The organism is Pseudomonas sp. NFACC43, from assembly GCF_900119645.1.
Taxonomy (GTDB): domain Bacteria; phylum Pseudomonadota; class Gammaproteobacteria; order Pseudomonadales; family Pseudomonadaceae; genus Aquipseudomonas.
The window spans coordinates 89665-104834 of record NZ_FPKK01000012.1 but is presented as its reverse complement, the minus strand read 5'-3'; the positions used below and the strand labels follow the sequence as shown (position 1 = coordinate 104834).

Here is a 15170-nt window from a genome sequence, read left to right as displayed (position 1 = left end):
TGAGTGGCGCCTTGGTGGGTCAGTGGTGGCATGGAATGCATTTTTCGGATGGCGGCGCGCAGGGGCGTCATCGGGAAATACGCGGTCAGGCCGTTCCGCAGCGTTGTGAGTACCGTCTCACTTACACCGCCATTCGATCCTGGGGCGTTTCTCCCTATCTATCCGATGCCAGTGCCCGGCTCTTCAAGGGCGGGCAGCAGATCGGTTTTGGGCATTATCATCTGACAGGCCAAGGCGGTCTCGATCCAACCAAGGTCGCTCCGCTCGAGCAGAAGATGGCGCTGGTAATCAACCAACTATTAGGTCAAGACCAATGAGTTCATTCAAAAGTATCGCGGCCCTGTTGCTCATGCTCGTCTTGGCCGGCTGCGCTCACACCAGCTCCAATCAGCCCTATTTCGAACCGCCGCCACTGCCACCAGGCAAGGCATTGGTGTACCTGATGCGGACTCAGGTCCTGCAAGGCAGTTTTTATGACAGCGTGTTCAGCATCGACGACAGTGCCGTGGTGGGACTCAATAACAAGACCTATTCCTGGGTACAGGTGAGTCCGGGCCTGTACAAGGTATCGGCGGGGCCGCGTCCGCATCCCAGGAACGTATTCCTGAACCTGCCGGTCGAGTCGGGCAAAGAGTACTTCATAGAATATACGCAGGAATATGCGGCCGAGATGATCCGGGTACGCGATCCCAAGGAAGGGAAGGCCATGGTGAAAGGGTATTTCTATATCCCGGCCAAATAGAGGCTCCTTGAATCATGTTGAGCTAACTGAACGGGCGACTTTGGGGCGCCCGTTTTCGTGATTCAACTGCCTGCACGAGCCTGCGTCTTCCTTGCGCCGTCCGCACCCTTGATCCCAGGTCGATGCCGTTGCGGTGCCGATCGAGCCGATCAACGTCACTGCGAACTCAACGCCGCCCCACCCGCGTACTCACATCCACCCACACCGCCAGCACCAGGATGCTGCCCTTGACGATCATCTGCCAGTAGCTGTCGACATCGAGCATGGACATGCCGTTGTCCAGGCTGGTGATGACCAGCGCGCCGAGCAGGGCTCCGTAGACGGTGCCGGAGCCGCCGCGCATGGAGGTGCCACCGATGAAGCAGGCGGCGATGGCGTCGAGTTCGCCCATGTTGCCGGCCGAGGGCGAGCCCGCCGCCAGGCGCGCGGTGTTGACCACGCCGGCGAGGGCGCACATCACCCCCATGATGCCGAAGATCCACAGCTTCACTGCCTGCACATTGATGCCGGACAGGCGCGTGGCTTCCATGTTGCTGCCCACCGAGTAGACCCGGCGACCGAATACGGTCTGGCTGGTGACGTAGCTGAACACCCCCAGCAGAATCAGCAAAAGCAGTACCGGCACAGGAATGCCGTCGTAGCTGTTCAGGGTGTAGACGAACCCGGCCAGCACCACGCCGATCAGCACCACGCGCAGCACGTCACGCACCCGTGAATGGGCGGCCAGGCCATGGAGGGCGCGGTTGCGGCGTTGTTTCCAGGTCAGGAACAGCGTCAGGGCGAACAGCAGCACACCCAGGCCCGTGCCTACGGTGTGGGGCAGATATCCCTGGCCGACGTAGACCAGTTCCGGCGACACCGGGGCGATGGTGGTGCCGCCGGTGACGCCCAGCAGAATGCCGCGAAAGGCCAGCATGCCGCCCAGGCCGACGATGAACGAGGGGATGCGCAGGTAGGCCGTCATGTAGCCGTTGCCCAGGCCGATCATCAGGCCGCACAAGGCGACCAGGCTCAGGTTCGCCAGCAGCGGGATGTGATAGACCACGTCCAGGATCGCCGCCAGTCCTCCCAGCAAGCCGAGCAACGAGCCCACCGACAGGTCGATCTCGCCACTGATGATCACCAGCACCATGCCGCAGGCGAGGATTCCGGTGATGGACATCTGCCGCAGCAGGTTGGACAGGTTGCGCGGGGTCAGGAACCCGCCATCGGTCTGCCAGCTGAAAAACAGCCAGATGACCGCCACGGCGATCACCAGCGCGAGCATTTTGTAGCGGCTGAAAAGTTGTTTGACCTGATTCATCTACGCAGACTTCCGATCGTTATTGTCATGGCCATCGGGATGGCTGAGCGCAGCGGCGAGCACCTGTTCCTGGGTCAGGCCCTGGTTGATGAAATCCCCCCGCAATTGGCCGTCGCCGATTACCAGCACGCGGTCGGAAACCCCCAGCACTTCGGCCAGTTCCGACGACACCATGATGATCGACACGCCTTCGGCCGCCAGGGCGCCCATCAGTTTGTAGATCTCGTACTTGGCGCCGACGTCCACGCCCCGGGTGGGCTCGTCGAGAATCAGCACGCGGGGTCTGGTCAGGAGCATCTTCGCCAGCACGGCCTTCTGCTGGTTGCCGCCGGATAGGCTGGTGATCGGCAGGAACGGGCTGGCGGTCTTGAGATGCATGCGCGAGATCTCCCTGTCGATGCAGCCCAGCTCCGCTTCGGCGTCGATGCGGGTCATCTTCGAATAGTTCTCCAGCACGGCCAGGGTGATGTTCTGGCCAACGCCCAGGTCCGGGATGATGCCCTGGCGCTTGCGGTCCTCGGGGACCATGCACAGGCCGGCGCGGATCGATTTCAGGGGCGTGCGCGTGTCGATCGGCTTGCCGTCCAGCCAGACTTCGCCTTCGTAGCGCCCGGGGTAGGCGCCGAACAGCGCCGACACCAGTTCCGTGCGGCCGGCCCCCACCAGGCCTGCGATGCCAAGGATCTCCCCGCGCTTGAGCACGAAGGAGATGTCGTCGACCCGCTTGCGCCTGGGGTTGTCGACGTCGTAGCAGGTGACGTGGCGAGCCTCGAATATCACGTCGCCGATGTCATGGGGTTCGGTGGGGTAGAGGTTGTTCATTTCCCGTCCCACCATCTGGGCGATGATGCTGGGGATGTCCATGTCCGCCATTGCGGTAGTGGCGATGTGTTTGCCATCGCGGATCACCGAAATGGTGTCGCAGACGGCTGCGACTTCATCGAGCTTGTGGGAGATGTAGACGCAAGCGACGCCCTTGGCCTTGAGGCCACGGATGATGTCCAGCAACACTTCGATTTCCGAGCGGGTCAGGGCCGATGACGGTTCGTCGAGGATCAGCAGGCGCGCCTGTTTGTTCAGGGCCTTGGCGATTTCCACCAGTTGCTGGTAGCCGCCGCCATACTGGGAGACGGGCAGCGAGACGTTCATGTCCGGCACCTTGAGTTCGCGCATCAGGGCTTCGGCGCGGTGGATCATCGCCGGGTAGTTCATGCGTCCGCCGGGCAGCGTCAGCTCATGGCCCATGAAGATGTTCTCGGCCACCGACAGGTCGGGCACCAGGGTCAGTTCCTGGTGGATGATGACGATGCCGGCGGCTTCGGTCTCGCTGATCGATTGGGCCTTGAGCGGCTGGCCATCCCAGAGGATTTCGCCGTCCCAGGTGCCATGGGGATAGACCGCCGACAGGACCTTCATCAACGTGGATTTGCCGGCACCGTTCTCGCCGCACAGGCCGACGCATTCGCCGGGCCTGACCTTGATATCGATACCGTTCAGCGCTTTGACACCGCCGAAAGTCTTGACGATGCCATTCATTTGCAACAGGTAGTCGGACATGGTGAAGGCTCGTGAAAAAGGGCTCACACAGACGCAGGGGGCAAGAATTTCTGGTGTCAGTCAGGCCCCTGTGGGAGCGAGCAAGCTCGCTTCCACAGGGACTTTGCTTAACCCGGGATGTGCATCCAGGTCACTGCCCGGCGATCTGCGCCTTGGTATAGAACCCGTCCTTTTCCAGCAGGTCGATGTTGTCCTTGGTCAGCGGCGTTGGCGTGAGCAGGATGGTGTCGACTTTCTTGCTGCCGTTGTCGTATTGCGAACTGAAGTTGGGTTTCTCGTTGCGTGCCAGTTGCACCGAGAGCTTGGCGGCTTCGGAGGCGATCAGCTTCAGGGGCTTGTAGACGGTCATGGTCTGGGTGCCGTCGATCACCCGCTTGACCGCCGCCAGGTCGGCGTCCTGCCCGGAGATCGGCACCTTGCCAGCCAGCTTCTGCGCGGCCAGGGCCTGGATGGCGCCGCCGGCGGTGGCGTCGTTGGAAGCGACGATGCCATCGATCCTGTTGTTGTTCCGGGTCAGGGCGTTTTCAACGATGCTCAGGGCTTCGGTGGGGTTCCATTCCTTGACCCATTGCTGGCCGACTATCTTGATGTCGCCCTTGTCGATGGCCGGTTGCAGCACCTTCATCTGGCCCTCGCGCAGGACCTTGGCGTTGTTGTCGGTGGGCGCGCCGCCGAGCAGGAAGTAGTTGCCCTTGGGGGCCGCTTTCAGCACGCCGCTGGCCTGCATCTCTCCGACCTTTTCGTTATCGAAGGAAATGTAGGCGTCGATATCGGCGTTGAGGATCAGCCGGTCATAGGACACCACCTTGATCCCGGCCTTCTTGGCCTCGGCGACGGCGTTGGTCAGCACGGTGGCGTTGAACGGCACGATGACGATCACATCGACGCCACGGGAGATGAGGTTTTCGATCTGTGAAATCTGCTTCTGCTCGTTGGCATCGGCCGACTGTACATAGACCTTGGCATCGAGTTTTTCCGCTGCGGCGACGAAGTAGTCCCGGTCCCGCGACCAGCGTTCCAGGCGCAGGTCATCGATGGAGAAACCGATCTTCGGGTGGGTGGCGTCGGCCATGACCGGAAGCGACAGCAGGGCCAGGGCGCCGGCGAGCAAGGTGCGTTTGACTGTTTTCATGGGTGCGTCCTTTTATTGTTTTTTGAAAGACACTGCCTGACGGTGAACGTGGTGCCGGTAGAACTGTAGAGAGTCTCGGGGCGCGGCGAGCGGAGATTTGTCGCGAGAATGTAACAGCCTCGCGGCGCCCGTCGGCTCTCCTGGCCGTCAGGGATAGATGAACCGATTGACCAGGTTTTCGAGCATCTCCTGGCGACCGCTGACCGCCTGCGGGTTCAGTTCGTGGGCAAATGCATGTTCGGCCAGGGCGGCGAGGCTGAATTCCCCCGCCAGCACCGCTTGCCCGAAAGGTTGCTGCCAGCCGGCATAGCGCTGGTCCTTGAACTGCTGGAGCCGATCGTTGCGCACCATGGCCGCTGCACGCTCCAGGGACACGGCGAGCACGTCCATGGCGGCGACGTGGCCATGGAACAGGTCGAGTTCGTCCACGCTCTGGCGACGCACCTTGGCGTCGAAGTTGAAGCCGCCATTGCCGAAGCCACCGGCCTTGAGGATCTCGTAGATCGCCAGGGTCATTTCCTCGACGCTGTTGGGGAACTGGTCGGTGTCCCAGCCGTTCTGCGGATCGCCCCGGTTGGCATCGATGCTGCCGAATATTCCCAGTGAAACGGCCGTGGCGATCTCGTGATGGAAGCTGTGGCCGGCCAGGGTCGCATGGTTGGCCTCGATGTTGACCTTGATTTCCTTCTCAAGGCCGAACTGCTGCAAGAAGCCGAAGACCGTGGCGCTGTCGTAGTCGTATTGATGCTTGGTCGGTTCCTGGGGCTTGGGTTCGATCAGCAGGTCGCCCTTGAAACCGATCCTGTGCTTGTGCTCCACCACCATGGCCATGAACCGGCCCAGTTGCTCGCGCTCGCGCTTCAGGTCGGTGTTGAGCAGGGTTTCATAACCCTCGCGACCGCCCCACAGGACGTAGTTTTCGCCCTTGAGACGCTGGGTGGCGTTCATCGCGCTGCACACCTGGGCGGCGGCACAGGCGAACACTTCCGGGTCCGGGTTGGTGGCGGCGCCCGCGGCGAAACGCGGGTTGCTGAAGCAATTGGCCGTGCCCCACAACAGCTTGACCCCGGTCTGCTCCTGGTGGCGTTCCAAGTGGTCGATCATCTGTGCGAAGTGGTTGCGATAGTCCTTCAACGAGTTGCCTTCCGGGGCGACATCGGTGTCGTGGAAGCAGTAGTAGTCGACACCCAGCTTGGAGAAGAATTCGAAGGCCGCCTCGGCCTTGCCGATGGCCACTGCCATGGGGTCCCCGGGCTGGTGCCAAGGGCGCTTGAAGGTGCCGGCGCCGAATACGTCAGAACCGGGCCAGACAAAGGAGTGCCAATAGCAGACCGCCATGCGCAGGTGCTCGCGCATGGGCTTGCCGAGCACGAGTTTGTTGGCGTCGTAGTGGCGAAAGGCAAGGGGCGAGTCGCTGGCAGGCCCTTCGTAGCGAATCTTGTCGACAACGGGAAAGTAGGGCATTTGCAGGTTTCCTTGTTGTTCTTGGCGGTGTCCCGATACTAGCAACGGCCCGCCGGCCGCTGATTATGAAAATCACCAATGCATGGTTCGATTTTGAGTACTAGTCTGTGGCAACCGCCTCGACGTCGACCGGCCCAGGACCACAACAATGAAAACCGTCCCTCCCGTCCACCGCATTGCACTGCTTTTCAACGGCAGCAAGATCTACGACCGCGGCATCATCAGCGGCATCGGCAATTACCTGAGCAGCACCCGCGCGTCCTGGGACCTGTTCCTGGAAGAGGATTTCCTCTGTCGCTTGAAAGGCATCGAGCGCTGGCAGGGCGACGGGATCATCGCCGACTTCGACGACCCACTGATCGGCGAGGCGTTGGCCGGGATCCGCCTGCCCGTGGTGGCGGTGGGGGGCTCCTATGAGGATGAGCGTGCCTATCCCAAGGGCATTCCCTATGTCGCCACGGATAATTTTGCGTTGATGAAGCTGGCCTACGAGCATCTGATCGAGGCCGGACTGACACGCTTTGCCTGTTTCAGCCTGCCCGTGGCGCAAGCCAATCGCTGGGCGCAGGAGCGTGAAAGAGCCTTTCGCTCGCTGCTGCAGCGCGACGGCTTGCATGTGGAGGTATATCGCGGCATGGGCACCAGCGCGCCGCTCTGGGACAGCGCGGTGGAACAGCAGATCGCCTGGCTGCAAAGCCTGCCCAAACCCATCGGTATCATTGCCGTCAGCGATGCGCGGGCACGGCAGTTGCTGCAAGCCTGCCTGACCGCTGGCATCGCTGTGCCGGAACAGGTGGCGCTGATCGGCATCGATAACGACCCGCTGACCCGCAGCCTGACCCGGGTGCCCCTCAGCTCGGTCATTCAAGGCACCGAGACCATGGGCCGCACTGCCGCGCGCCTGCTCCACCAGATGTTGCACGGCATGCCCTCCACGGGCACTCAGGTGTTGATCCCGCCGGATGCGATCAATGTCCAGGCGTCGAGCCTGCATCAACCCCTGGGCAACCCTTACGTCATGCAGGCCTTGCTGTTTATCCGCCAATACGCCTGCCAGGGCATCAAGACTGCCCAGGTGGCGGCCTATGTCGGTGTGTCCCGCTCATCCCTGGAAGCGCATTTTCGCAAGGTGCGCGGATGCAGCGTGCACGACGAAATCCTGCGCTTCAAACTGGCCGCCGCTGCCAGCGGACTGGAGAAAACCGATTCGCCGATTGCCGACATCGCCCGTCAGTGCGGCTTCAAGTCGGCGCAATACCTGCACACGGTGTTTCGTCGGGAGTTCGGCTGCACACCGCGCGAGTATCAGCAAGGCGCAACGTGACGATGGCTCGTTCCACCGTGCAGAAGCTCATCAATACTGGCGCACGACCACGGCGTTGTAGCGCCGTTGCAACTCGTCGTAACCTGCCCGTGCAGCGGCGAGGTCCTGGTTCAGTTGCGCGGCGTCCGCCCCGGCGGCCCAGTGCTGTTGCAGGCGTTCGAGGTACGTCAACCATTCCCAGGCCTGCGAGCTGATGACGCTCCACACGGGCAGGTTGCCATCTGCCGAGCGCAAGCGGGGCAGTGCCTGGATGAAGGTCTCTGCGTCCGCCCAACGGGTCATCAATGACTGATGCAGGTCGAGCAACTGACGGGGCGTCAGCGCCGCGCCGGTGGTCATGGCATCGAGGGCATCCATGGTCTGGCGGGCATCGATCATGAAGCGCAGCGTATACCAATGCTGGTCATGCCCCAGGCGTTGCTCGATGGAGGCCAGTTGCTGCTGTCGCGCCTCCAGTTGCGGCTGCTCGAACGCCTGGCGCAAAGGGATCGCCCGGGTGCGTGCTTCTTGCAGGCGCGCGCTCAGGGCTTGTTCAAGCCGGGCCAGTTCGAGGGGATCCCGATCCATCGGCCGCTGCGCCAGCCAGCGCTCGACGGCCTCGGCGTCCGGACGCAGTTGGTCGTAGGCCGTGACGTAGTTTCTGGCTAGCGCTTGCAGGCCTTCCGGTGTTCCTGCGCCGAGCCATCGGTAACAGGGCGATGGCGGTGCATCGTTGCCGGGGACGATTTCACCGGAGCCCATGCCGAAGCCGGCAAAGAAATGTCGGTAGGCATCGTGCTGCGTCGATGAAGCGACCAGGTCACGGTATTCGGCGTAGCGTCGCTCCAGGAGCTCCGCGCCATTCAACAGGCAGGTGTTGATCTGCTGCACTTGCTGCCAGCGCGAGCGGGTCTGCGGGTCGATGTGCTTGCGAGGGTCCAGCTGCAGCACCAGCCAGGTCAGGCCCAGCAGTGCAATCACAGCAATCGCGAAGGCTCGATTACTGATCATGGCTTTCCTGCCTGGGAGGACGTGGGTACATGCCACTGCTGCGCGGACAATTCGGTCGGGCAGGGCGTCGAGGTGGATTGGCGTGCGGCGCAGGTTCGCTGTGGCCAGGCCTGGAGCCCCTCGTTCGGGGCGAGCGGCGCATTGCCCGCGAGGGTATTGCCCAGCAGGAGCAGCGGGATGAGGATGCCCAGCGAGAGGCCGACAAGGACATCGTCCGGCAAGCGCTCATAGACTCGGGAATACAGGGCGGCGGCGCGTTTGGTCAGATTGCCTCGGCTCAGGATCGCCAGCGTGGCGAGGATGCCGAAGTAGGCAACCGCTCCGGCAAATCCACCCGCCAGGTAGATGACGCCGCCCAGCAGTCCGACCCAGAGGCTTTCGCGTATCGGCAGCGGGGTGGGGCGTCGCAGGCTCAGCCAGCGCCCGTAGCGGTCATGGAGCCATTGATCGAGGCGCCATGCCCGGCTCAGGGTCTTGCATGCCGCGTTGAGCCCCCATGCAGCGGCGCCTAGAAACAGCGCGCGCAGGAACATGTCGATGACGCTGATGTAGAACGTCCCGCCGAGGCGATACTCCAGCAGCCAGCTCATGCTGGCCGAAGCGCCGACAATGGCCAGGGGCACCGCCATGGCCGGCGGCCGACGACGCAGCGCGCGCCAGTTGTCCGGGGCCAACTGCGGCATCTGGTACAGCAACTGCGGATAGCGAAGCTGCACGGTGCGATACAACGCCTCGCAGGCATCCCAGTCGGCGGCGCTGAAGGTGATGCTCAGGCGCACCCGGGCGTCTTCGTCGAGGGTGCCGAACAGCATGCGCGCTGCCTGGGATTCGCTGCTGTCATAGAACTGGGTGAGGCGGGTCTGTTCCTGCACGAACATGGCACAGTCGCTGCGAGCCAGCAGTTGGCTCCACCAGGGCTCGGGGCAGGCGTTATGATGACCGCTGCGGGTCCAGCCCTGTTGCGTGCAAATGCTTTCGAACAGCCTCTGCGACCAGTTCGGCGACTGTAGCAGCACCAGGGCCAGGCTCTGGTTCAGCCACTGGCGCGCATCCAGGGTTTGCAGCCAGGGGCTTGCGGCCAGCTTGCGGGCCAGTTCGAGGAATCGCCCGCTATCCTGCCGGGCCTCGGTCAGGCGCGACGAGGCCTGCTCCATGAGGGTGTTGCGCAGGTGTTCGAGGGTGGTTCGCGGCAAGCCTTCATGTTGCCAAGGGGTGAGCCAGTGCAATTGCTCGATGGCCGCCTCGGCCAGTTCGTAGCGGTCGTCTGGCAGGCAGCGCAGCAGCAGGCCTTGTTCGAACGCCGCTTCGCATCCAAGCAGGCGTGCCTGGGCCACGCGGTCGGCGAGGTTGGTCGCGCTGATTCCTTCCAGGCATTGCGCCGCCAGGCCTTCGGCCGGGCAAGCTCCTTCATCGGTCTGCCGAGGGGACGGTTGTTGCACCCGAGGCGACTCGATGGGCTCAGGCAGCGAGGTGTCGACGGGCTCCTCACGCTGCCAATCGGCCCATGCCATCGCCTGCTCATAAGCCTCGCGCAGTCGCTGGAAGCCCTCGGGGTCTTCGTCGGGCCGGTGTCGCTTGAGCAGGCTGGCATACTGGCGCTTGATGCTGCGCTTGTCGGCATCCTCCGGCAGATCCAGGACCACCCAGCAACTCATCGCCAGACGTCCCGTTCCAAGGTGTCGAGCTGTTCGGAAATCTGCATTCGCAGGGCGCGGATGTCGTGCAGTTCCTGGGTTTCGAGCACCTGGGCAAAACGCGTGGCCAGATCGTCGACCCGCTGGCGAAGGTCACCGCGGCTTTCCTGGTAGAGGCGTTCGAGGCGGGCGATCAGCACGGTATTGGGCTGCTCGTCACGCGGATGGACCTTCAGCGCCGCCAGCGCTTCGAGCCGACGGGCGATGTCGGCTTCGTCCAGCAGGCCAGTGTTGTTGGTGATCACCAGTTTGTGCCGCTCCCCGGTCTGGACGGTCTGCGCATCGGCTTCCAGCAGGCCGTTGGTGTCGTAGGTGAAGCGCACGTCGATGCTCACCTCACCGGCGGGCATGGGGGGCACGGGGATTTCCAGCTCGCCGAGCAGGATGTTTTCGCTGACCTGGCGGCTCTCGCCCTGATAGACCTTCAGCAGAACCATCTTCTGCTGGTCGCGCAGGGTCACCACGCGTTTGACCCGGCTCACGGGGACCACGCAATTGCGTTCGATGATCGGCAGGTAATGGCCCGACTCGAGCTTGCCACCGTAGTCGACCGATATCTCGATGCCCATGGAGTAGGGGCAGACATCCGTGAGCACCACTTCTTCGAGCGCCGCGTCACGGCTTTTCAGGCCCGCTTGCACGGCGGCGCCGAGCGCCACGGCTTCGTCGGGGTTGAGTTGGATCGACGGAAAGCGGCCGAACAGGCTGGCGACCAGTTTTCGCACCAGGGGCATGCGGGTGGTGCCGCCCACCAGCAGCACCTCGTCCAGCTCGCTGGCGCGGATGCGGGCATCGCGCAGGGCCGTTTCGATGGGGGCGCGCAGCCGGGCGAACAGCGGCGCATAGAGACCGGCCATTTCCGCCTGGGTGTATGGCTGATGCCACTCGCGGTCGCCCTGGCGCACCGAGAACGTCGCGCTGGGCTCATGCCCGAGGGCCCTGCGCACCCGTTCGGCTTCCCGATGCAGGCGACTGAACAGTTGCGCATCGCCAAGGGGGACAGGGCCGGCAGCCGATTTGCCCTGGGCGCTGACGAAGGCCTGGAGCAGCAGCGTGTCGAAATCTTCCCCGCCAAGGTAGTTGTCGCCGGCGCTGGCCCGGACTTCCATCACGCCTTCGAACAGCTCCAGGATGGACACGTCGAAGGTCCCGCCGCCAAGATCGAAGACCAGGAAGGTGCTGGCGTTGTCGCGTTGATGCAGGCCATAGGCGAGCGCCGCCGCCGTGGGTTCGTTGACCAGTCGCTCGACCTTGAAGCCGGCCAGTTCGCCGGCGATGCGCGTGGCTTTGCGCTGGGCGTCGTTGAAGTAGGCCGGGACGCTGATGACGGCTTCCTCCACCGGCTCGCCGAAGTGCCGTTCGGCATCCTCGCGCAGGCTGCGCAGCACCATGGCCGAAAGCTCCTCGGCGCGGAACTGACGATTGCCAAGGGCGGTGAGTCGGGCGCTGCCCATGTAGCGCTTGAAGAGAGCGGTGGTCGCTTGCGGATGGGTCTGCAAGCGTTCCAGTGCCGCGCGACCAACCATCATCCGGCCTTCATCGTCCAGGCCCACCACACTGGGGGTCAGCCACTCGCCGAGGGCATTGGGCACCAGTTGCGCAGCGCCATCGCGCCATGCCGCAATCAGGCTATGGGTGGTGCCCAGGTCAATGCCGACAATCATGTCCGTTAAGCCTCCCTTACTTTTCGCGCCTTGGCGTTACCTGCGAGCCGGCCAGCCTAGCAGAGATGAATCCACTTGATCGGGAAAACCGTCGGATTTCATGCAGCACAATCCATCGCCGAGCTGCCCGTGGGCGAGTCCCGTCGCCGGCTGGGAAGCCCTTCACAGGGCCTTTTCAGGCTCGGCCTGATACGAAAAAAAGCCTGGACAGTGCCCATTGTCAGTCGGGCAACGGCGCTTGCTCGGCGCTTTCACGCAGCATCATCGAGTCTCAAGGCTTTCCGGACAGAGCCTAGCGTTCTTCCCGCATGATCCGCGCCACTTCTCCCGCAGCCTCCAATTGCTCGAAGGCCTGTCGCGCCCTGGCGACGATCTCGTCCGGCGTGCTCAGGCTGAAGGCCATGGACACCCGGGCGGGGCGGTCGTCGATCGAAAACACCTCTTGCAGGATGGCGAAATCCACATGCTCGTCTTCGCAGATCACTCGCGCAGCCTTCTCGGGCATCGGGATCAGCTGGACTTGATGGTTGAGCAGTTTCTGAAAGTTGTCGCGACGATCGCCCGAGACCACCAGCCGGGTGAAGCCTGCCTGCTGCAGCAGCAGTTGCTTGGAGTCGTTACGCACCACGCCCACGCTGTAGCGCTTGGCATCCTCGAGGCTGGCCAGGACGATGTCGTGGCGCTCGCGCAGCTTGTAGAGCTTGATCGTGACTCGCTCCAGCTCCCCAACCCACTTGAACAGCGATTCGCGCAAGGGGGTACGATCCATGGGATAGATCAGCACGTTGGGCTCGTGCAGGGCTTTCTCGTAGGCCCGGGCCCAGGGATACAGCAGGATGCGGTGATCGGTCAGGCCGGCCTTGTTCAGGGTTTCCTCGACGACGCGGGTGCCCGGCCCGACCAGCTTGCCTTCGCGGGGGTATGCGTAGAGTGAATCCTCGGTGACCACTTCGATCCCCGCACCACGGCTTTCCAGGCAGGCCAGGGCCAGCAACAACGACAGGCAGAGCGGCAGACGACGGTGCATATAGGCCTCACGGGTGTCAGAAGGCGACGCAATTGCGTCCCTGGTGTTTGGCTCGGTACAACGCCTGGTCGGCGCATTGCAGCAACAGGTCGAAGTGATTCATGGTGCGAGGATCCAGTTCGGCCACACCGATGCTCAGGGTGACGAAGGGCGACACCGTCGAGCCGCTGTGGGGCAATTGGCGTTCGGCCAGGTGCGCGCGGACCCGTTGGGCCGCCTCGTAAGCCTGGCTGGCGTCGACGTTGGGCAGTACCACGACGAACTCTTCGCCGCCAACCCGGGCGGTCAGTTCCCCCGAGCGCCCGAAGACACTGCGCAGGGTTTCGGCGATCTGCTGCAGACACTCGTCGCCCTTGATATGGCCGTAGGTGTCGTTGTAGGTCTTGAAGAAATCGACATCGCACATCAGCACCGCCAGCGGCGTGCCGTGGCGCAGCGCGCGGCGAAATTCGATTTCCTTCAGTTCGTCGAAGTAGCGGCGGTTGGGCAGTCCCGTCAATGCGTCGTGGCGTGACAACGCTTCGAGGGACTGGTTGGCTGCCTTCAGTTCCGCGGTACGTGCCTCGACCAGCTCGGCCAACTGGTCGCGGCTGGCTGCCATGGCCAGTTCATCCAGGCGCTGGCGTTCCAGGTGGGCGTGGAGGTTGTCCTGCAATTCATTGACCTGGGACTCCAGCAGGCTCAACTCGTCCTGGCGCCGTACCGAGCGCTGCAGCTTGAAGTGCCGTTTGAGGGTATCGGGCGTGAGCTGGCCCAGGTGCCGGGCGATATGGACCACATGCACGGTCACCAGGCGATTGAACATGGTCATGACCAGGCCGGCCAGCAGCAGCGACTGGACAAGCTGGGTGATGACGATGCTGCGGGCCTCGCCCCAGAGGCGCTCCCACAACAGGTTGCTGTCGCCTTCGATGATCAGCTCGCCGACTTTTTCGTTCGCCCCGGCATAGGGCTGCGCGACGAGCTCGCGACGCAACACAGGCGCAGGCCCCGGGGCCACGTTGGCGTATCGGTTGAGTTCGATGATTTCAGGGGGCTGGCCGGGACGTGGGATAGTGAGCAGCAATCGGCCCACCGGCGCGGCCTTTGCGACGCTGGCCAGTTGCTTGCCCAGCGATTCGCGATCCATTTCCCAGATGGCATGGGCCAGCGTGTTCTGGAACACCTGGTCGATCAGTACCAGTTCGGAGTTCATTTCCGCCAGGTTGTTTTCCCACGCCAGCCAGGTCCGCAAGGTGACCATCGCCAGGGTGAAAAGCAGGCAGAACAGCAGCGTCGCCAGTACCAGCCGACGGCCTAGCGAGCTGAATGCCTTGATACGTGGCTGTTTCGCGGACGATGTCTCTGAATTGCGCGCCATGTCACAGCCATTTGCGCAAGATGGCATCGTAGACGCCGTTGCGCTGGATCGCCTCCAGGCCCGCGCGGAATTTCTCCACCGTCTCGGCCGGTGTCTTGCGGCTGAACGCCATGCTCAGGCCTTCCTCGCTGCTGAGGTCGGGAATCGGCAGCGAACGAATCAGCACCTTGGCCGGGTCCTCGCCATTCTGGCGGGCCAGGTATTGTGCGTTGAGCTCGTTGGAAATCCACATTTCCACGTGATCGACCTTGAGCTTGCGGTAGTTATGCTCGTACTTGGTACTCGACTGCAGTTGCTCGCCAATGCGGAATCCCTTCGCGATGAGGTATTGCTCGCCGACGTCCTGGTTGACGGTGGCGATCTGGTAATGACGGGCATCGTCCAGGGAACTGAGCTTCACCGGCCGCTCGGCCAGCGAATACAGGAACCAGCGGGTCGGTGCAATGGCGCCCACCCAGTGGAACAGCGGCTCGCGGGCCGGCGTGCGGGAGATGGAATAGATCAGGACATTGCCTTCGTTGAGCGCCAGCTCGTAGGCCCGCGCCCAGGGCATGACATGGATTGGCGCCTCCACGCCGATTTCCTTGAGCACCGCCTGGACCACCTCGGTGCTCATGCCGGTCACCCGGCCATCCTGGGTCATGTTGTAGGGCGGCAGCTCCTCCGTGACGATACGCAGCGGAGCCTCTGCCGCGGCGTTCGGCGAGAGTGCGCTGACGGCCATGAGCAGCAGGACGCCAAGCATCAGTAAACGGTTAAGCGGCAAGACCATCGATGATTACCTATACGACCAGCAGAGCCCGGCAAGGCTTGGAGTCCTTCTACTCGATTGTTATCGGCTGGGCGGGCGCCTGCTTGAGGGTCACCTGTCAAAGCGCGACCGCCATCCGACCCTCCCCACGTTCATTTAAAT

At 63.1% G+C, this 15170-nt stretch carries 13 protein-coding genes; 3 read left to right on the top strand and 10 right to left on the bottom strand.

Annotated elements, in window-relative coordinates:
• Window positions 1-35 precede the first annotated feature (35 nt).
• Both BT179_RS19940 and BT179_RS19935 read left to right on the top strand, forming a co-directional pair.
• On the top strand, window positions 36-317 hold the full coding sequence (locus tag BT179_RS19940; protein WP_256343857.1) for a hypothetical protein: 282 nt from the start codon (window positions 36-38) through the stop codon (window positions 315-317).
• Window positions 314-742: a DUF2846 domain-containing protein gene (locus BT179_RS19935; RefSeq protein WP_072431491.1), complete on the top strand. Its 429-nt coding sequence runs from the start codon at window positions 314-316 to the stop codon at window positions 740-742. Before BT179_RS19940 ends, BT179_RS19935 begins: the two co-directional genes overlap by 4 nt.
• 166 nt (window positions 743-908) lie before the next feature.
• On the opposite strand, the gene BT179_RS19930 is transcribed toward BT179_RS19935, so the two are convergent.
• The 4 genes from BT179_RS19930 to xylA form a co-directional block, all read right to left on the bottom strand.
• Window positions 909-2045 (bottom strand): sugar ABC transporter permease, encoded by a 1137-nt coding sequence (locus BT179_RS19930; RefSeq protein WP_072396456.1) that lies wholly within the window; start codon window positions 2043-2045, stop codon window positions 909-911.
• Window positions 2046-3602: a D-xylose ABC transporter ATP-binding protein gene (gene xylG / locus BT179_RS19925; protein WP_072431492.1), complete on the bottom strand. Its 1557-nt coding sequence runs from the start codon at window positions 3600-3602 to the stop codon at window positions 2046-2048.
• 130 nt (window positions 3603-3732) lie between these two features.
• The gene (gene xylF / locus BT179_RS19920) at window positions 3733-4734 is read right to left on the bottom strand and encodes a D-xylose ABC transporter substrate-binding protein (protein ID WP_072396461.1); all 1002 of its coding nucleotides are present in this window, start codon (window positions 4732-4734) and stop codon (window positions 3733-3735) included.
• A 147-nt stretch (window positions 4735-4881) separates the two neighbouring features.
• A complete protein-coding gene (gene xylA / locus BT179_RS19915; RefSeq protein ID WP_072396463.1) occupies window positions 4882-6198 on the bottom strand; it encodes a xylose isomerase in 1317 nt (438 codons plus the stop codon).
• Between the two features lie 148 nt (window positions 6199-6346).
• Between xylA and BT179_RS19910 the strand changes: the two genes are divergently transcribed.
• Window positions 6347-7522 carry a XylR family transcriptional regulator gene (locus BT179_RS19910; protein ID WP_072431493.1) on the top strand — a complete coding sequence of 392 codons (1176 nt, stop codon included), beginning with the start codon at window positions 6347-6349 and terminating at the stop codon, window positions 7520-7522.
• A 30-nt stretch (window positions 7523-7552) separates the two neighbouring features.
• Here the strand turns inward: BT179_RS19910 and BT179_RS19905 are convergent, their stop codons facing one another.
• From BT179_RS19905 to BT179_RS19880, 6 genes are all read right to left on the bottom strand, one after another.
• The gene (locus BT179_RS19905) at window positions 7553-8512 is read right to left on the bottom strand and encodes a DUF3829 domain-containing protein (protein WP_072396467.1); all 960 of its coding nucleotides are present in this window, start codon (window positions 8510-8512) and stop codon (window positions 7553-7555) included.
• Window positions 8509-10167 carry a J domain-containing protein gene (locus tag BT179_RS19900; RefSeq protein ID WP_072431494.1) on the bottom strand — a complete coding sequence of 553 codons (1659 nt, stop codon included), beginning with the start codon at window positions 10165-10167 and terminating at the stop codon, window positions 8509-8511. Before BT179_RS19900 ends, BT179_RS19905 begins: the two co-directional genes overlap by 4 nt.
• The gene (locus BT179_RS19895) at window positions 10164-11870 is read right to left on the bottom strand and encodes a molecular chaperone HscC (RefSeq protein ID WP_072431495.1); all 1707 of its coding nucleotides are present in this window, start codon (window positions 11868-11870) and stop codon (window positions 10164-10166) included. The genes BT179_RS19900 and BT179_RS19895 overlap by 4 nt, the downstream gene beginning before the upstream one ends.
• A 292-nt stretch (window positions 11871-12162) precedes the next feature.
• The gene (locus BT179_RS19890; protein WP_072396473.1) at window positions 12163-12897 is read right to left on the bottom strand and encodes a substrate-binding periplasmic protein; all 735 of its coding nucleotides are present in this window, start codon (window positions 12895-12897) and stop codon (window positions 12163-12165) included.
• Between the two features lie 16 nt (window positions 12898-12913).
• Window positions 12914-14257 (bottom strand): GGDEF domain-containing protein, encoded by a 1344-nt coding sequence (locus BT179_RS19885; protein WP_072396475.1) that lies wholly within the window; start codon window positions 14255-14257, stop codon window positions 12914-12916.
• A 1-nt stretch (window position 14258) separates the two neighbouring features.
• Entirely contained in the window at window positions 14259-15029 is a 771-nt protein-coding gene (locus BT179_RS19880) for a substrate-binding periplasmic protein (RefSeq protein ID WP_072431496.1), read from the bottom strand.
• Between the last annotated feature and the right edge of the window lie 141 nt (window positions 15030-15170).